The organism is Pseudomonadales bacterium (assembly GCA_041395945.1).
Taxonomy (GTDB): domain Bacteria; phylum Pseudomonadota; class Gammaproteobacteria; order Pseudomonadales; family Azotimanducaceae; genus SZUA-309.
The window spans coordinates 545626-562786 of the sequence record JAWKZN010000002.1; the positions used below are offsets into that span (position 1 = coordinate 545626).

21 protein-coding genes are annotated in these 17161 nt (G+C 62.9%); 11 read left to right on the forward strand and 10 right to left on the reverse strand.

Annotated features, from left to right (window positions below):
* Positions 1-9: 9 nt before the first annotated feature.
* The 3 genes from R3E82_19160 to R3E82_19170 are packed head-to-tail and all read left to right on the forward strand — an operon-like array spanning position 10 to position 1753.
* Complete coding sequence (locus tag R3E82_19160; GenBank protein MEZ5553010.1) at positions 10-699, forward strand: hypothetical protein; 690 nt, start codon at positions 10-12, stop codon at positions 697-699.
* A complete protein-coding gene (locus R3E82_19165; GenBank protein ID MEZ5553011.1) occupies positions 696-1412 on the forward strand; it encodes a lytic transglycosylase domain-containing protein in 717 nt (238 codons plus the stop codon). Before R3E82_19160 ends, R3E82_19165 begins: the two co-directional genes overlap by 4 nt.
* Positions 1409-1753, forward strand: a complete 345-nt coding sequence (locus tag R3E82_19170; protein ID MEZ5553012.1) for a hypothetical protein — start codon at positions 1409-1411, stop codon at positions 1751-1753. The genes R3E82_19165 and R3E82_19170 overlap by 4 nt, the downstream gene beginning before the upstream one ends.
* An 18-nt stretch (positions 1754-1771) precedes the next feature.
* On the opposite strand, the gene ggt is transcribed toward R3E82_19170, so the two are convergent.
* Positions 1772-3466 carry a gamma-glutamyltransferase gene (gene ggt / locus R3E82_19175; GenBank protein ID MEZ5553013.1) on the reverse strand — a complete coding sequence of 565 codons (1695 nt, stop codon included), beginning with the start codon at positions 3464-3466 and terminating at the stop codon, positions 1772-1774.
* Between the two features lie 69 nt (positions 3467-3535).
* On the reverse strand, positions 3536-5326 hold the full coding sequence (locus tag R3E82_19180) for a gamma-glutamyltransferase family protein (protein MEZ5553014.1): 1791 nt from the start codon (positions 5324-5326) through the stop codon (positions 3536-3538).
* Between the two features lie 249 nt (positions 5327-5575).
* Between R3E82_19180 and R3E82_19185 the strand changes: the two genes are divergently transcribed.
* Positions 5576-6112, forward strand: a complete 537-nt coding sequence (locus R3E82_19185) for a hypothetical protein (protein ID MEZ5553015.1) — start codon at positions 5576-5578, stop codon at positions 6110-6112.
* 39 nt (positions 6113-6151) lie between these two features.
* On the opposite strand, the gene R3E82_19190 is transcribed toward R3E82_19185, so the two are convergent.
* The gene (locus R3E82_19190; protein ID MEZ5553016.1) at positions 6152-6385 is read right to left on the reverse strand and encodes a hypothetical protein; all 234 of its coding nucleotides are present in this window, start codon (positions 6383-6385) and stop codon (positions 6152-6154) included.
* Between the two features lie 76 nt (positions 6386-6461).
* Positions 6462-6728 (reverse strand): hypothetical protein, encoded by a 267-nt coding sequence (locus R3E82_19195; protein ID MEZ5553017.1) that lies wholly within the window; start codon positions 6726-6728, stop codon positions 6462-6464.
* A 193-nt stretch (positions 6729-6921) separates the two neighbouring features.
* Between R3E82_19195 and cysK the strand changes: the two genes are divergently transcribed.
* The 3 genes from cysK to R3E82_19210 all read left to right on the forward strand — a co-directional run bounded on the left by cysK (position 6922) and on the right by R3E82_19210 (position 9800).
* Entirely contained in the window at positions 6922-7875 is a 954-nt protein-coding gene (gene cysK / locus R3E82_19200) for a cysteine synthase A (protein MEZ5553018.1), read from the forward strand.
* Between the two features lie 123 nt (positions 7876-7998).
* On the forward strand, positions 7999-8505 hold the full coding sequence (locus tag R3E82_19205) for a hypothetical protein (GenBank protein ID MEZ5553019.1): 507 nt from the start codon (positions 7999-8001) through the stop codon (positions 8503-8505).
* An 86-nt stretch (positions 8506-8591) separates the two neighbouring features.
* Positions 8592-9800 (forward strand): cytochrome P450, encoded by a 1209-nt coding sequence (locus R3E82_19210; GenBank protein MEZ5553020.1) that lies wholly within the window; start codon positions 8592-8594, stop codon positions 9798-9800.
* A gap of 3 nt (positions 9801-9803) precedes the next feature.
* On the opposite strand, the gene R3E82_19215 is transcribed toward R3E82_19210, so the two are convergent.
* Genes R3E82_19215 through R3E82_19225 form a run of 3 tightly spaced genes read right to left on the reverse strand, consistent with a single transcriptional unit; the run spans position 9804 to position 12254 of the window.
* Complete coding sequence (locus tag R3E82_19215) at positions 9804-10430, reverse strand: hypothetical protein (GenBank protein ID MEZ5553021.1); 627 nt, start codon at positions 10428-10430, stop codon at positions 9804-9806.
* A gap of 33 nt (positions 10431-10463) precedes the next feature.
* Positions 10464-11816: an alpha/beta hydrolase gene (locus tag R3E82_19220; GenBank protein ID MEZ5553022.1), complete on the reverse strand. Its 1353-nt coding sequence runs from the start codon at positions 11814-11816 to the stop codon at positions 10464-10466.
* Positions 11817-11825: 9 nt separating this feature from the next.
* Positions 11826-12254 (reverse strand): hypothetical protein, encoded by a 429-nt coding sequence (locus tag R3E82_19225; protein ID MEZ5553023.1) that lies wholly within the window; start codon positions 12252-12254, stop codon positions 11826-11828.
* A 132-nt stretch (positions 12255-12386) separates the two neighbouring features.
* On the opposite strand from R3E82_19225, the gene R3E82_19230 reads away from it, so the two are divergent.
* Entirely contained in the window at positions 12387-12791 is a 405-nt protein-coding gene (locus tag R3E82_19230; GenBank protein ID MEZ5553024.1) for a hypothetical protein, read from the forward strand.
* 10 nt (positions 12792-12801) lie between these two features.
* Here R3E82_19230 and R3E82_19235 read toward each other — a convergent pair whose 3' ends face one another.
* The 3 genes from R3E82_19235 to nudE form a co-directional block, all read right to left on the reverse strand.
* Positions 12802-12936, reverse strand: coding sequence for a hypothetical protein (locus R3E82_19235; GenBank protein MEZ5553025.1), 135 nt, complete (start codon positions 12934-12936; stop codon positions 12802-12804).
* A gap of 638 nt (positions 12937-13574) precedes the next feature.
* Positions 13575-14396, reverse strand: coding sequence for a 3'(2'),5'-bisphosphate nucleotidase CysQ (gene cysQ / locus R3E82_19240; protein ID MEZ5553026.1), 822 nt, complete (start codon positions 14394-14396; stop codon positions 13575-13577).
* Between the two features lie 67 nt (positions 14397-14463).
* The gene (nudE, locus tag R3E82_19245) at positions 14464-15036 is read right to left on the reverse strand and encodes an ADP compounds hydrolase NudE (GenBank protein ID MEZ5553027.1); all 573 of its coding nucleotides are present in this window, start codon (positions 15034-15036) and stop codon (positions 14464-14466) included.
* Positions 15037-15113: 77 nt separating this feature from the next.
* On the opposite strand from nudE, the gene yrfG reads away from it, so the two are divergent.
* The 3 genes from yrfG to R3E82_19260 are packed head-to-tail and all read left to right on the forward strand — an operon-like array spanning position 15114 to position 17152.
* Positions 15114-15794 carry a GMP/IMP nucleotidase gene (gene yrfG, locus R3E82_19250; protein ID MEZ5553028.1) on the forward strand — a complete coding sequence of 227 codons (681 nt, stop codon included), beginning with the start codon at positions 15114-15116 and terminating at the stop codon, positions 15792-15794.
* A gap of 23 nt (positions 15795-15817) precedes the next feature.
* On the forward strand, positions 15818-16213 hold the full coding sequence (locus tag R3E82_19255) for a S4 domain-containing protein (protein MEZ5553029.1): 396 nt from the start codon (positions 15818-15820) through the stop codon (positions 16211-16213).
* A 42-nt stretch (positions 16214-16255) separates the two neighbouring features.
* A complete protein-coding gene (locus R3E82_19260) occupies positions 16256-17152 on the forward strand; it encodes an Hsp33 family molecular chaperone HslO (GenBank protein ID MEZ5553030.1) in 897 nt (298 codons plus the stop codon).
* Positions 17153-17161: the final 9 nt, after the last annotated feature.

Genomic DNA, 17161 nt, shown 5'->3' on the forward strand with positions numbered 1-17161 from the left:
GGAGGCTCAATGCGATTTCTGACCGGAATGCTCTTCGGCACAGCACTGACACTGCTGGCTGCAACCGCCGTAGATGCGCCCACCCACGCGCTGCTCGAAAGCACTTCCTCCCGAATTGAATCCACCTGGCATGGCCTGCTGAAGATCACGTCTGCCGCCTTGTTCCAATCGCCAGTGGCGACTGGCCGGACCACCACTGATCACACGAGTGCGGCGGCGGACGCTTCTGCATCTGTCCCCGCTACCGACTCCGTACCTGCAGCCCGATCCGCACCGGCACCTGTACCAGCGGTTGCATCTTTGATTGAACCTGCACCTGCACCTGCACCTGCACCTGCGCCTGCACCTGCACCTGCACCTGCACCTGCACCTGCACCTGCACCCAGAATTGAGCCGGAAGCCGAGTATGCAGAATCAGACGCGTTCTTCACCGCAGAAACACAAGCGGCCGCGCTGGCGGCCGCCCCATTCGATCTGCCGTCTCCCGACGCCGCGGCAACAGACACCGCCACGGTGTGGGTTCCCTTCCACAGCGAGCGCTCCGCGCTCGGTTTCGCCCGCCGGCTGACCAGCGAGATCCAGCATCCCTTCGCGGTGGAACGCAAAGGACCGGGCGCCTATCAGGTTGTCTATCAGGCCGCTTCCGCCGATGAGATCGCCGGACTGGAAGCCCGGATTGCGGAGGTAACCGGCAGATGATCCGCCATGCGCCACTCTGTGTGGTCACCCTGTTTGCACTCTGGTGTCCACTGCTGCACGCCGCTGCCGCAAACTCTTATCAGAGTTGCTTCCAGGCCGCGTCACAACTGCACAAGGTACCCGTCGATCTGCTGATGGCGGTTGCAACGACGGAAAGCGCTCTGAATCCGGACGCCCGTTCCACCGCAAATGCCCATGGCATCATGCAGATTCAGTGGCCGGGTACTGCAAGACATCTGGGCGTGCGCCGGGTCTCGGAGCTGTATAACCCCTGCCTGAATATCGAACTGGGCGCCCGCTATCTGAGGGAACTGCTCGATGCCAGTGGCGGCGATGTGCAACGCGCGCTGGCTGCCTACAACTATGGTCCGACCCGCATCAACGCCAGTACAACACTGCCCGAAGGGGCGATCCGTTACGCATCGACCGTTGCAGGGCATCAGAAGCGCATCGAGCGCTCTACAGGTGCGCAGAAAGCCGCGCTCATCACAAACGCATCCACTAAGGCGGGCGTAGCATTCGACTCGAAAATGCGGGCGGAAAGTTTCGCCCGGGTACTGAATGGCCGCATCACGGGTGCCGAGTTCAATACCCGTGCGGACAGGTCAGGCCGCCATGTGGTTGCCATGACCGTGGCAGCCTCAGGTCTGACCAGTGCGGATCTGGTTGTCCTTACTTCACTGGGCTGGAATCAGCTGGGGAGCGGCAGATGACACACAAGGCGTTGACCTGCCTGCTCGGGATACTGGCACTCAGCGCACCAGCACTGGCTGGCGCCGGTGAGCTGGTGGTTCAGGCACGCGTGGTCAGTGTGGATCCCGTCCGTACCGACCCACGTTTCGAAGAACAGTGTGCGCCACGGCCTGATCCGCAGCGCTCACTCGCCGAACTGCTGGCCTGGGATCTGGGCCTGGGCTGCCGCCTGATTCCCGTGGGCGAAGGTCGGATCAGCGGCTACCGGGTGTCTTACGAGTGGGACAACCGCATCATGAGTCGGGTCATGACCGAAGCACCTCCAGGTTCTCACATACCCCTGCGCGTGCGTCTCAACTGAAGTACCGGCTGACTGCGGTCAGTAGCCGGCCGCCGCACCGTCCGGGACCCGCAGATCCACACCCCCTTCGAGCCAGCCATCCTCGGCGACCACGATCACTTCCGCCACGCCCTGAATGCCGTCTTCCACCAGCTCGTGGCCCATGGAGCGCAGCAGCGCGAGGGTGTCGGGGGAGAAGCCATATTTTTCATAACTGAGGCGATCCGGCAGCCACTGGTGATGCACCCGACCCGCATCCACTGCCACCTGCGCGTTCATGCCGTAGTCGATCACATTCACTATGGTCTGCAGCACGGTGTTGATAATGGTGCGACCCCCCGGTGAACCGGTCACCATGAACAGTTCATCGCCGCGATTGACGATGGTCGGTGTCATGCTCGACAGCATGCGTTTGCCGGGTTCCGCCAGATTCGCGCTGGTGCCGATCAGCCCGTTGCTGTCGGTCAGGCCGACCCCCGCATTGAAATCGCCCATTTCGTTGTTGAGCAGAAATCCGCCACCAGGCACAACGATGGCTGAACCGTAGCCATATTCGAGTGTGTAAGTGAGAGAAACCGCGTTGCGATCCTTGTCGACCACCGAAAAGTGGGTGGTTTCGCTGCTTTCCACGGGCCAGTCGAAATTATCCGGCGAAGAGACGGACGCCCGGTCCGGATTGATGCTGCGCCGCTGCTTTTCGGCGTGGGCGTCGGAAGTGAGCCGCGCCAGTGGCATCTCGACAAAATCAGGGTCGCCAAGAAAACGCGCCCTGTCCGCATAGGCACGACGCATGGCTTCGGCCATCCGGTGCAGGTTGGCTGCAGAGCCAAAGCCACTGGCGGCCATGTCATAGCCTTCCAGCACATTGAGCATCTGCACCAGGGTGACACCGCCGGAGCTCGGCGGTGGCATGGACACAATCTCAAAGCCGCGGTACTCGCCAACGAGCGGCTCACGGCGGCGGGGACGATAGTCGGCGAGATCCTGATGGGTTATGAGCCCACCACCCGCCTGCATCTCAGCCACGATGAGGTCGGCCGTCCGGCCCTTATAGAATCCGTCGGGGCCCTGCTGTGCAATCCGCTTGAGGGACGCCGCAAGGTCCGGCTGCCTGAAAAGATCACCGGTGGCGTAGGGAACACCGTCTCGACTGAACGCCGCAATCGACGCCGGATAAGGCTGCATGCGCGGCAGTTCTTCTTCCAGTGACCGCGCCAGTCCGTTGCTGAGCTTGAAGCCATCCCGGGCAAGCCGGATCGCCGGAGCGATCAGCCGTGCCCAGGGCAGTGAGCCCGCATCCTGCCATGCCATATGCAGCCCGGCGACCGTCCCCGGCACACCGACGGATTTGTGACTGTGATGATGCAGGCGCGCGCTGTACTTGCCCGCCTCGAGCCACATGTCGGGATGGGCGGCGGCCGGTGCGGTTTCCCGGAAGTCGTAGGCAACCGCATCTGCACCCCGTGGCTGGTGGATGATGAAGCCGCCGCCACCGATATTGCCCGCAGTGGGATGGGTCACCGCCAGGGCGAAGGCGACTGCCACTGCAGCATCGATTGCGTTGCCACCCTCCTCGAGGATAGCGACCCCGACGCGCGAGGCGTGCAGATCGGCGGACACCACCATGCCGTGCTGTGCCCGGGCAGGAGCATTCGCGGCAGATACCGGCAGGGGCAGCGTCGCGATCAGCAATCCCGCCAGGACCGCTCGCACAATTCGAGGCAGGTTCAACATTATTTCTCCATGACGTAAAAGACTGTTTCCATCACCGACGTGCTGAGCGGCCCGCCTGAGCGACCCGTTTCAGCGAGGAGGGGCAACCGGAATCACGCGGCCTTCGCGACGCGGGTCCGCCGCACCTTCGAGTCCATCCGGGCCCCGCAGGATAACGTGGAGCCCGGAATTTTCACCCTCCCGCGCCTGCACCGGATAACCCAGAGCGGTCAGCGCGGTCACCGCCGCTGCGCCCCCCGCGACTCCGGATTCCACGCGAACCACAGCACCACGCGCCACGATGTTCGGCGCAGCCACCGCTTCCTGCACCGATACGCCGCCGCGCAGCACACCGACCAGGGTCTTCGCCACATAAGCGATGATCGAGTTTCCACCCGGTGAGCCACTCACCAGCAGCAGCTCGCCACTTTCATCCAGCACGATCACCGGTGACATGGACGAGCGCGGACGTTTGCCCGGCGCCACGGCATTGGCCACGGGCCGGCCGTCGAGGGTGGGCGTGCGGGCGAAGTCCGTCATCTGATTGTTCAGCAGAAAGCCGGCCGCCCAGCGGGAAGAACCGAACACGGCTTCGACTGTGGCCGTCATGGCCACCGCATTGCCGTAGGTGTCGACTATCGACAGGTGGGTGGTACCTGCCGCTTCGTCCGTGTTGTCCTGCCCCCAGCGATCGATGATGGGCATGCCGTTCACCACCGCGCCGGGATCTCCCGGTACCGGTGTCGCCTGGGCGGGGAATCGCTCCCGGGCGCGGACATCGAGATAGGCCGCATCAAGCAGCGCTCCGACAGGAACATCCACCATATCCCCATCGGCAACATAGTGATCGCGATCCGCGTAAGCCAGTCGCTGGGCGTCCACGAACGCCGGCAGGGATACCGCTGCGGCGAAGGATCCCGGCGCGTGGGGGCCTTCGGTAAGCGGCCTGCCAGAAGCCACACGATCGGCGGTGAGTCTGTCGTAGAGGCCGAGAATCATGATCTCGGCCAGGCCCGAAGAGGGTGGCGGCATGGTGCAGATCCGCTGACCCTTCGACAGGGCACACAGCGCCTTGCGCTCGGCCACCCGATAGCCGGTCAGGTCTTCGAGGGAAAGGGTGCCGGGATTCGGTTCGGCCCGGGCTGCCTTGACCATCGCTGTGGCAATGTCGCCCCCGTAAAAGGCGGCTGGACCCTCTGCAATCACCCGGGACAGAGTCCGTGCATAGTCCGGATTCTTCAGTCGGGCACCGGCGGTCAATGCCCGGCCGTTCGGATAAAAGTAGGCAGCGGTGTCGGGGTTCTCTTCCAGGCGGGTGAAGCGCGGTACCTGTTCCAGAAAACCGGCCAGTCTGGGAGAGACTGTAAAGCCCTCTGTCGCAAGCTGGATTGCCCGGGCGACGTCTTCGCCGAGATCGAGTTTGCCGTGTTTCCTGTGGGCCAGGTCATACAGGGCAACCACTCCCGGCACGCCGACCGCCATGCCGCTCTGCCAGGCTTCCAGGAATCCCATCTCCGCGCCATCCACCAGAAACATGTCAGCGCGCGCACCTGCCGGTGCCGTTTCGCGTCCGTCATAAGCGTGCATGGCACCCGTGACCCGATCGTAGACGAGCATGAAGGCCCCGCCCCCCAGACCGGAACTCTGCGGCTCCACCAGGCCGAGCACCGCATGCGCGGCAATGGCGGCATCCACGGCGTGGCCACCGCGAGCGAGCACCTCGGCTGCGGCGTCGGCGGCCAGGGGGTTGGCCACCGAAACCATGCCGCCATGTGGCCAGTGCCGGGCTTCGGACTGCGCTGCGGCGGTGCCCGCTGGCACCGGTCCGGCGCCCGAACATCCCCACAGAAACAGCAGAGGCAACAACCTGGTGAGGTGCATTTGGTGTGGTTTCCGGGTGCGAAGTGGCGACACCTTGCCACAGCGGGCCGTTGCGTCAAGCCCGCGGCATTAGAATGTCAGTGTCTGCTAACCCGAGAGCACCATGCGCCACAGGGGCCTACAACCCCTTACAGACCTCAGAAACAAGCGTGACCGCGATCACACTTGCAGCAGCCGACTCTCACTAAGGTAGGCGTCACGAAATGAGCAGTAGGCGCTGCGCAACACAATGTTCAGGAGGTCGCCTTCATGAGAGTCCGAGTAAGTTTCCTGTCTTCAATGCTGCTTCTGCTGGCCGGTTTCGCCGGTTATGCACCCGGCGCCCTCGCACAGAACGCCTGTTCGTGCATGTGCACGGATGCCGGTACGGCCCAGTGGATGTGCAGCACGCCTTTCAGTACCCAGGCCCCGGAGTCCTGCGCCGCGACACAGTGCCCGGTAGCCGGTACCGGTACCGGTACCGGTACCGATGAAACCCCGACAGACACACCACCGGTCACGGATCCGACGGACGAGGTGACAGATCCGGTCGCTGATGGCACCGATGTGGTCGAGCCACCCGCCGCGGGGCTGGAATGCAAGCGCCGCAACGTTTACCGCCCGGACCTCGGTAAGTACAAGACCTACAAGGTCTGCAAGCCGGCGATGAGCGAAGAGGAAAAAGCCAGAATCGCCGAGTATCGCGCACGCATGCAGGAACGCTGGGCCGCCCATCAGGCGAAACACCAGCACAGCAGTCACAAGAGTTACCGGGGCCGACATGGTCGCGGTGGCCACGGCGACTGACAGTAAGCCTCGGGCAGCGGGCTTACCCGCTGCCCGACATTACTCCACCGGTTCAACCACTCCGACTACCCGGGCTGTCTTTCCTCCCTCTCTATCCGGCCCCGCCCCGTCATTCCAGCCCCGCCTTCGCACAACTCGACCCGGCAGCGCCCCCGTGTGTTCGCCATCTCTGAGTACAGGGACCCCATTGACCAGCACGTGTCGCACTCCGGTGGCATAAACGTGGGGGTTGTCGTAGGTCGCGTGATCTCTGATTTCCGCCGGATCAAACACCACCGCATCCCCGAAGTGGTGGTGTGGAGTCCGCCAGGTTGCGGTGAGCCGTCGACCGCAGGAGCAGTCGATGCGGTCAACCGCCCAGCATGCCCTTGCGGAACAGATGGCGGATCCGGCGCTCGGCAATCTCCGCATAGCCGGCACTGGCCGCCGCTTCGGAAATCACGGTGGGATCGAGACGCACGGTATTGGCATGCTCGTCGAGACACTTGATGGTGAGCGTGATGCGGCGTGCTTCAGAATCCTGAACCACATGATATTCATAGGAACAGCGCTGCGAGGCGTCCACCTGGAAATTCTCCACGAGGACCCAATCCTGCAGAACTTCGCGCTTCGGCACCCGGGGTCCTCGACTGAAAAACTGAACTGACGGATTTGCGACAGACATCGTCCTGGAGCCTATCGTCTGAGCGCGCCGCAGGTACCGGACCGGTGTCACAGATTCACAAATCGGCCATTGCCGGCAGGCGATTCTTTTCTCCCGGACACCCTTGAGCTATGGTTGCCGGCCTGGGAATGACAGAGGACGACTGATGCGCTACGACAATATCCTGGGAACCATCGGGAACACGCCCGTGGTGCGGCTCAACCGCACGGGTCCCGACCACGTTGACATTCATGTCAAAGTTGAGTCATTCAACCCCCTCGCTTCGGTCAAAGACCGGCTCGCCTACGCGATCATCAAGGACGCGACGGACTCCGGCGCGCTCAAGCCCGGCCAGACCGTGGTGGAAGCAACATCCGGCAACACGGGTATCGCCCTGGCCATGGTCTGTGCTGCGACCGGCCACCCCTTTGTCGCCACCATGGTCGAAACCTTTTCCATCGAGCGCCGCAAGATCATGCGGGCGCTGGGCGCCAGGGTGATTCTTACCCCTGCCGCCGAACGGGGCACCGGCATGGTGCGCCGGGCAGAAGAACTGGCGGACCAGCACGGCTGGTTCCTGGCCAGACAGTTCGAAAACCCAGCGAACCCCGCCTATCACCGCAATACCACCGGCCCGGAAATCCTCAAGGATTTCGCCGGCGAGCGTCTCGATTTCTGGGTCACGGGCTGGGGTACCGGCGGTACGCTCACCGGTGCCGGGGAAGTGCTCAAGACAGCCCGGCCTGACATCCGCATCATCGCCGCGGAACCCGAGCAGGCTTCACTGCTGGCGGGTGGCGAGTGGAAGCCGCACATGATCCAGGGCTGGACACCGGACTTTATTCCCCAGGTGCTCAATCGCGACATCGCCGATCAGATCGTGCCGGTGAACCAGGATGTGGCCAAGGCCACCGCACTGGAGCTTGCGCGCAACGAAGGCATCTTCGTCGGCGTCTCTTCCGGGGCTACCCTCGCGGCGGGTCTGGAGGTCGCAAAGACCGCAGCAAAAGGCAGCGTGATTCTGGTCATGCTTCCGGATACCGGAGAGCGGTATCTCTCCACCTTCATGTTCGCGGACATCAACGAAGGCTCCGATGATGAATGGCTGAACAGCCTCTAAGGCGCCCACCGCCGATCGCTCACCTGCAACCGGGAAGACTGCTCACCCAGTAAGTGCGCACGAACCACTGGTGCACCGCGCCACACCCGCCAACACTGCAGGGGACGAATCGAGGAGGTACCCGTGCAGGAGCAGGCGAGGCACCTTGTCATGGTGTGGAGTGTGGCGGCGTCGGTTGTTCTGTCCGGTCTGACAGCCCGGCTGACGGCCGTTGCGACTGCGCTCACCGCGGCGACCGCCGCGCACAGCGCCGTCTACCGCTGTGTCGGGCCCGGAGATCGGGTGCACTACCATCAGTTCGGCTGTCCGCTCCATTCCGTGCATGAACCTGTGGACCTCGCTGAGACCAGCTTCATCCGCGCCGCACCACTGACCGACAGCGAGCGCGCGCAGCTCGCCCGACTCGAATCCCGCCTGGAGTCTGCGCGACAGATCAGCCTGAAGGCGCGTAAGCGTCACAACGCCGAAGCACAGCGACAACGCCGGGAGTCCGAGCGCCTGTGTGCCCGGGCACAGACCCATCTGGAAAAGCTGGCGGCGCGTCGCCGTAGCGGCTACCCGGCAAGTGAGGATCGGGCGCTGTCCCGGGAGGAGAGCCTCTGGGAGCGGGCGGCAAAGGAGAGCTGTTGAGCAGCACCCCGACACCGGCGGCAACCCACAGCCTCGACATCACCAATTGGGCTAACATGCGGCAAGCGCCCAGTTTGTGAGAAGCCATGGCCGAGTTCAGCATCCAGTCGATTTTCTCGCCGGAGACGATTGCCGATCCCTATCCGATGTATCGACACCTGCAGGAATCCAATCCCCTGCTGGTACTCGAAGACGCCAACATGATGATTGTGAGCCGCTATTCGGACGTGCAGACCGTGCTCAGAGATCGTGCCCTGGGCCACAGCGACGACAGCATGATGACCGAGGAACAGCTCAGGGAGGTCGAGGCGAATCCCGCAGTGCGCAATCTGCGACGCACCATGCTGCTGAAGAATCCGCCCGACCATACCCGGCTGCGGGGGCTGGTGGTGAAGGCCTTCGACGCGCGCAGGGTCGAAACCATGCGTTCGCGCATCCGCGACATCGCAAACAGACTGGTCGACGATTTCATCGACCAGGGCGAAGGTGATCTGGTCCGGTTGTTCACTCACCCTCTGCCGGTGATCGTGATCTGCGACATGCTTGGAGTCCCCGAGAGCGATCGAGCCGAGTTCGTCAGAGGCAGCCGTGTCGACGGCCGTCTGATCGATCCTTCGCCGATGACGCCGGAGGAGCTTGCCGCCGCCAATGCACGCACGCTGGAAAGTCAGGCTTACTTCGAAAGCCTCTGTGAGCTGCGGCGCAGATCGCCGGAAGACGACCTCATTACCGCGCTCGTGGAAAGCGAGACCGAACTCGGCAGACTCAGCCGGGATGAACTCACCTCCAACATCGGCCTGCTCTTCGCCGCGGGTCATGAAACCACCGTCAATCTCATGGGCAACGCGCTGATTGCACTGTTCCGCAACAGGGACCAGCTGAAACTGCTCCGGGACGATGCAAGCCTGATGCCCCGTGCGGTGGAGGAATTTCTGCGCTACGACAGTTCGGTGCAACTGACCGGCAGAGACGCACTCGAAGATGTCACGGTGTGCGGAGTCAGGGTGCCCAGAGGGCGCGCGGTACTCACCCTGCTGGCCGCGGCGAACCGGGACCCTGCCGTCTATGCGGATCCGGACCGGCTGGATATCCGTCGCGAGCGCAACAAGCCGCTGTCTTTCGGCGGCGGCATCCATCTGTGTCTGGGTGCGCAACTCGCCCGCATCGAAGCCTGCGAGGCACTGTCCGTGTTACTGGAACGGCTGCCGGAACTCGAACTCGAAGCGCCCGGGCATCCGGACTGGAAGCAGACCATTACCCTGCGGGGCGTCAGCACGCTGCCCGCGCGCTGGTAGCGGTCAGGACCAGTCCGCTACCAGATTAGTTGCAAGCGCGACGGTTCCCCGGGTGAGTTCGCGACGCCGGAGGAAATTTTCCATGGCTTCCGGCGCCGGACGACGTGACTTCTGCCAGGATTCGAGGCCGTCGTACCAGGTCACCAGCAGCATGCGACCGACACCGGTGGCGCCAGACTGGCTGAACAGCCCCTGGGGTTCGGACTGGTAGGCGGCGGTGTTTTCGAAGGTCTTCCAGGCCTCGGCGGACAGGCGTACCACTTCAGCCACATCCGCATCCGCCACAGTAAAGAAGCGGAAAACATACAGGCCAGCTTTCTCCCTGGGCGCATCATCCGTGGGCCGCACTGTGGGCGACAGCAGCAGACTGTCACGGATCTCGATTCCGCTCAGCGGTCGCGTGAATGCTTCGAGCGGCCGCCGATCGGCAGCGGCGGCGATCACCAGCAGCTCATTGCTGGCCACGCCAAACAGGCCGCTCCACACTCCCCACACCGCCACCGTATCCCGGCGCCAGGCAGGAAACACTTCGCCGAGGAGGCGGGCTCGAAGTTCGACATCATCTCTGCCCGCACCGCGCAGGTGCAGAAAACAATAGGTCCGCCCGTTCTTCATCGAGGTCGTTACCACGGCCTTCTCCTCAAATTGATCCAGATGCATACTTCAACGGCGACTGCGGCCCAGGGTCTTCAGTCTGAAAACGTCTGCCTCCTGTTCACGCCGTATCTTCAGCTCCACCAGCAGGGTCCGGTCCGGCGTGAACATGCGCTCCGTTGCCCGGGTGTCGAGCTTCACGCTGTCCAGGTCATTCCAGCCAAAAGTGCGGTACCCCACCGATCCGGTCTCGGCAATGTCCGGCTGAGCGGTCAATGCCATGCACAGGGTTCCGGGATAGGTCTGCAGCGTACGCCCAAGTTCGACACAGTCTATGAGCAGACTGCGATACGCAGGGTTTCCGGAATAGACATGGGCAGTGGTAATGACTTTCTCCTGCACACGGGTGGTGGCTGCCTCCCATTCCGATCGGGAACCCGGCGCTTTCTTCACGAACAGTTCCAGGAAGAAATCATCGACGTCCGCATCGACATCGTCATGCACGTGCAGCACTGTATTCTGCAGTCTTCGCGGTCCACCGCCGCCGCCGGCAGCAGCGCCAGCTCCGGGCGGGACCTGGGCATCCGCCGCTTCCAGTCGCGCACAGTGCGCAGCAAAGGTCTGGTCGGTGACCGTGAGCGCGCTGCGGATGAGCGCGGTCAGATATTCATCGTCCGCACCTTCGCTCAGCGTGATGGTTGTGTGGTTGTGCCCAGGCACCCGGGCAAACGCCGCCCTGCCATTGGAGCGGGTCAATCGGTACACGGGCTGCTGCGGATCCGCTGCGAAGTCGACCGTGAGCCGCGCCGCATTGAGGTTGGCAGTGGCGATATACACCGTGCCATCCGTGCCCGGTTTGTTGGCCACCGCACGAATTCCTTTGTAACCCTCGACACCCACCAGCACGGTGCAGAGCACACCACCGGCGGCAAATACCGAGCGATTGCCGAACAGATCCTTCGCCGCCAGACCCACACTGTAAGGACTCGCCATCTCCAGACCCTTGAGAATGCGGGTACCGGTATGGAAGCGCCTTTCGGAGCGGAAGCCCTTGAACACCCGACCGATCATGGAACTGCCCAGGCGCGCCAGCGGCGAGCCGAAGTTGGCCGGCGCCAGCATCAGCAGGCGGCGGACCGGGTTGTCACCCTGCAATCCCGACATCCAGTCCCGGATCACCAGCGCACCGGTGCTGTGCACGATCACATCAACGCTGCGCGCCTGCCGGGACAGACCGACGTCGTCCCACGCCCGCTCGAGAGCGGCGGTCAGATCGGCGAAAGTGACGTCGTCGTCCAGGGTCAGATAGTCGCCGAGGCGGATCTCCTGTATCGGCGTGTCCAGATCCTGCCCGGTCAGCCAGCGGGCCAGCGGCCGGAACGACTCCTCCGAATCACTCCAGCCATGCAGGATGACAATCATGACCGCTCCTCAGTCCCGGGTCTGAACCTGTTTGCCAGCCTTGCTCAGAGTAGTGACCTTGTCCAGTTCCACGATCACAGCCACCCCTTTCCGGTCCGGGTCGAACTGCCGCTCGATGGGGTGCATCTCAGAATAAACACGTTCACGCACCACCGCAGAATCATCCACTCTGCCACGACCGGCAAAGGTGTAGTACACGCGGGATGCAATATCACCGTAGATGAGCGCAATATGTGGACGGCTCGGCAGTGTGCTGATCAGCGCACCCTGAGGATCCCTGACCCATAGCGCGAGTTTGTCGCGGTCGTGTACGTGTGTGCTGCCGTAGAAAGAGATGTGCGGACGGTCCTGCACATCCACATAGGCGGCGGTGAGGGTTTTACCCTCTTCGATCGCCCGGGCCAGCCGCGCTTTTACTTCGTCGTCCAGTTCAATCATTTCCTGCCTCTGTGTTTACCGTCAGTTGCGAACCGCTGCACGCCGCCCGGCACCGGGAATGCCACACAGCGCACAGTTGTGCCGGAAGCCTTTCTCTATGATGCGACAAATAGGACTGAAACTGGACAGCGGATGCCCGCCGACTACCACATCAGCGCAGACGATGGGCTCATTACCGTGCAGATTGACTCCGATGTTGACCTTGCCCACCTCTATGAGGTTGCCAAGCAACTGCTGGAGGACCCGGACTACGACGCCCGGCTGCCGCTGCTCCTGGATCTGCGCAACATGCGTCTGAACATCGTGGAAAGCGCACGCGGGCCCTTCAATCAGTTCATCATCGGCAACTTCGGTCGGAATCGCGAAGCCAGTATCGCCGTGGTCATCGATACGGAACTCGACGAGAAATGCTGCGCCGACATCTACTGGCTGGCCTGCGCCGTCGGCAGTGCAGAACTCTTCGAAGAGTACGATCTGGCCCTGAAATGGCTGATCAAGCGGGAATTCGCAGAGCCTGCTGCCGGACTGTCCAGGTGACATCCCAGGGCTACATCAGCAGGATGCCTCCGGTGATCGCGCCGACCACCAGCCAGAACAGGTAGGGACTCAATAAAGCGATGATGCGCGCAGCACTGTCGTGCGAACGCGAGTAAAAGCGAGCGTACTGCTGGCGGCCATTCATGGACGTCTCCCTCGTGCGAACTCCGTACGCAGCGGCAACCGGCGTGCTGGTGTCTTACCAGCCTTCCCCCGCCATTGCCGACCCCGGTCTGCTGTCTCCGCCGTTCGCTGCAAAGCAGCAAACCTCTCTGACACCGCCGTTGAGTCGATGGGCTGTCCATGGCCTTAGCATCCTGACACCGGCTTTGTAACCCGTCGCCGGAGGGTGCAGCAAATGCTTCCGGGCCCGGCGGTGTAATGTCTTTGTAAAACACCTCGGAAAATTTCCGCCGGGGCATCGCAAAAGTGAAAGAAATATGGAACCTGCTCCGCTAACGCATTGATGCAGCAGACAAATCATTTCAGCGGGACAAACTCAGGTACCGGCCTGCTTTTTTCTGCGAAATTTTTTGTTATCTTTCCTCACCTCACTAGCCGGGTCTGTATGTATATACAGTGTCATTCTCCTCGGCAGGGCGAAGCACCAGGCATACGACCCGGCTAGTGAGGCCAAAATCCTTTTGGCATCACTGGACGGGTCAAAACTGGAAAGCCCGGCTAGTGAGGCCAAAATCCTTTTGGCATCACTGGACGGGTCAAAACTGGAAAGCCCGGCTAGTGAGGCCAGATCAACCCCCGGCTGATGAGGCCGCGCGCCCGTCAGTCTGCGGCCGAGACCGCCGGCAGGCGCCGCTCCCAGGGATAGGCTGCATCCGCAACCGCGAAGAATTCCGGATTGAGCACCGAGTCCTTGCGGTTGTACTCCAGCGCCGAACCATCCGCCGCCCAGACCCGGCCGCCTGCAGCAGCCAGCACCGCGTGTGCCGCGGCGATGTCCCACTCCGACGTCGGTCCCAGTCGCGGATACAGATCAGCACGACCTTCCGCGAGAATGCACAGTTTCAGCGAACTGCCGACCGGCGTGCGCTCGACAGCGCCGAATTCCGCTGCTAAAGCAGCCAGATAGCGTTCGAGTCGCTCTCCCCCGTGACTGCGACTGGCAACCACCACCAGAGGCGCAGACTCATCCCGGCGACAACCACCGATTTCACTGCGCGTTCCGGATGCATGCCGGAAGGCACCCTGGCCGGGGATTCCTGTATAGACCACTCCCTGGGCGGGGACACCCACCACACCGAATACCGGCTTGTGATCATCGATAAGTGCGATGTTCACGGTGAACTCATCGTTGCGATTAACGAATTCCCGGGTGCCATCGAGGGGGTCCACCAGCCAGTAGCGTGTCCAGCCCTGCCTGCGGGAAAACTCAGGCACTGCGGACTCTTCCGAGAAAAGCGGGATCTCCGGCGTCAGCTCTGCTAGCCCCCGGGCGATGATGTTGTGCGCCGCGAGATCGGCCCTGGTCAGCGGAGACGCGTCATCCTTTGTCTGAACATCGAAGTCGGTGCGGTAAACGTCCATGATCGCGGTGCCCGCACGTTCGACCAGTGCGATCACCGCGTCTGCCAGATGCCTGTCCATCAGTGTCTCCAGGAGGATTCAAAATTCCGGATCGTCAGCCACCGGCATCGGGTGTCTGCGCAGAACATCAGCGCACCGGCAGGGGCTTATCCCTGGGCCGCTCGCCCAGCAGGTGCTGGCGGACCAGATACAGTGCGGCGATCGCCCGGGCTTCCCGAAACTCTTCGCGACCGATCAGCTCATCGAGCCGCGCCAGCGGCCAGCGTACCAGCTCGGGAGGTTCCGGTTCATCGCCGGGCAGACGTTCAGCAAAAAGGTCGCGGGCAAGCACCACATTGATGGTGAATCCCATATGTCCCGGCGCCAGATCGAGCTTCTTGATGAACTCGAGCGAGCGGGCCCCGAAACCCACTTCCTCTTTGAGTTCCCGGTTTGCCGCCTCCTCGAGGGACTCTCCGTCTTCAGCGGCGCCTTTCACCAGGGTAAGCTGGATTTCATGGAAACCGGCGGCGTATTCCCGGATCAGCAGCAGATCCTGGTTACCGTCCACCGCGACCACGATAACGGCCGCCTTGCCCGATCCCGGCATCCGCTCATAGGTGCGCTCGATCCCGTTGGAAAAACGCAGATCCAGTTCTTCGATGTGAAAAAAACGCGATCGGGCAATCGTTCGGATCGCCTTGATCTCGGGTACGCTCACTTTAAGACCCCTGCAGGTGCGCGGGAGACGCTATCATACGCACCACATTGCGCAACTCCCGGCAACCAGCTATCGCCATGATCACCTGGGACACCGTCGACACCGTGCTGCTGGATATGGACGGCACCCTGCTCGATCTGTGTTATGACAACACCCTCTGGAGCACCCTGCTGCCGGCCCGTTTCGGTGCAGCCCGCGGGATGAGTCTGGGAGACGCCCGGCAGCACCTGTTTTCCCACATGGGAGAAACCCGGGGTCAGCTGCAGTTCTACTGCCTGGACTACTGGGCCACCTTCACCGGCCTCGACATCATTGCCCTGCACCATGAACTGGCAGGTCTGATCGCCTACCGGCCCAACGTTCCTGAGTTTCTCACCTGGCTGACTGGCAGCGGCAAGCGCTCGCTGCTGGTCACCAACGCTCACCGCGATTCGCTGGCGGTGAAGCATGCCCATTCCGGGCTCGCCCACAGGCTCGACGCGGTGATATCCAGTCACGACTTCGGCGCGCCTAAGGAGTCCCAGGTATTCTGGCAGCAACTGATGCGTGCGCATCCCTTCGATCCCGCTCGTACCCTGCTGATCGACGACAACGACGCAGTCCTGGATGCCGCCGCCGACTATGGCATCGTCCACCTGCTCAACATCGAGCAGCCCGACAGTGGCCGCCCGGCCCGGCAGAATCTCGGCCGTCTGGCCCTCAAGGACTTCCGCGACATTACCCCGACCGCGCCGAAGGTGGCGGTCGCTTCGCCTTGAGTACCGCGGCCACTGATAACCGGGTGCGCCTCGACCGGTGGCTCTGGGCCGCCCGGTTTTTCAGGACCCGTGCCCAGGCCAAGGCAGCCATCGAGGCCGGGAAGGTGGATTTTCACGCCGGTGGCCAGCCCCAGGGCCAGACGAGCAAGCCCAGGGTCAGTAAGGAGGTGTCGGTCGGTGACTGTCTCAGCATCCGCCGCGGCTGGACTGTAGAGACCGTTGTGGTGCGCGGGTTGTCGGAACAGCGAGGCAGCGCAGGCATCGCCCGGACCCTCTATGAGGAGACTGCGGACTCCATTGAAGCGCGGGAAGCCGAATCCGCTCGCCGGCGCATGGAACGCGCCGGACTGCAGGTGCCGGATCGTCGCCCCTCGAAGCACGAACGACGGGCCCGTGCGCAACTGAAACAGGAACACTGATCTCCTGCCCCGGGCAGCAGTGCAGATCGAATGGAGAGACCATTGGACGAAATTCGCCGCTTCAGCTTTATCGAGGCACCCATCCGGGGCCAGTGGGTCAGGCTCAGCTCCGTGCTCACCGAACTCGATGGTCGCCGGACCTACCCGGGGCGGGTGCGCAATCTGCTGGGTGAGATGCTGGCCGCCGTGACTCTGGTGGCAGACAACGTCAAATTCCGCGGCGCAGTCGCCCTGCAATCCCGGGGATCTGGCCCACTCACCACCGTGCTTGCGGAATGCCGGGAACGCCATCTCCTGCGTGGTCTCGCCAACTGGTCGGATCAGGCGCACATTCCCGATACCGACTCTCTGAAGGCACTGATCGGCGACGGCCAGCTGGCCCTGAACCTGATTCCTGATGCGGTCTCGGATGATGCCGAGTCCCAGGCCTACCAGGGACTGGTGGCGCTGAGCGGAGACCGCCTGGCGGTTAATCTGGAAAGCTACTTCGCTATCAGTGAACAGCTGCCGACCCGCCTCAGCTTCGCGGGCACCCAGGACTCCGTAACCGGCCTCCTGCTGCAGCGACTACCCGGCAGGGACAACGCAACCGAAGTCGAAATCGACCACCAGCAGGCGCTCTGGGAGGAAGTCCAGCTGCTGGCAGCCACGCTGCGCGAGGAAGAGCTGGCCGGACTGGACTGCGAGAGCCTGATTACCCGCCTGTTCGGCGGAGCCACCGTGCGCGTGCACCCGCCCCGGGCGCTGCGTTTTCAGTGTACCTGCAACCGGGACAAGACCAGCACCACCCTGCTCGCCCTGGGCCGGGACGACCTGCTGGAACTGCTCACTGAACAGGAGGCAATCAGCGTCACCTGTGAGATCTGTGGCGCTCTCTATGCCTACGACGCCGTCGACGTCCACCAGCTGTTCAGCCCGGATCCCCCCGCCATTCACTAGACACCTCTG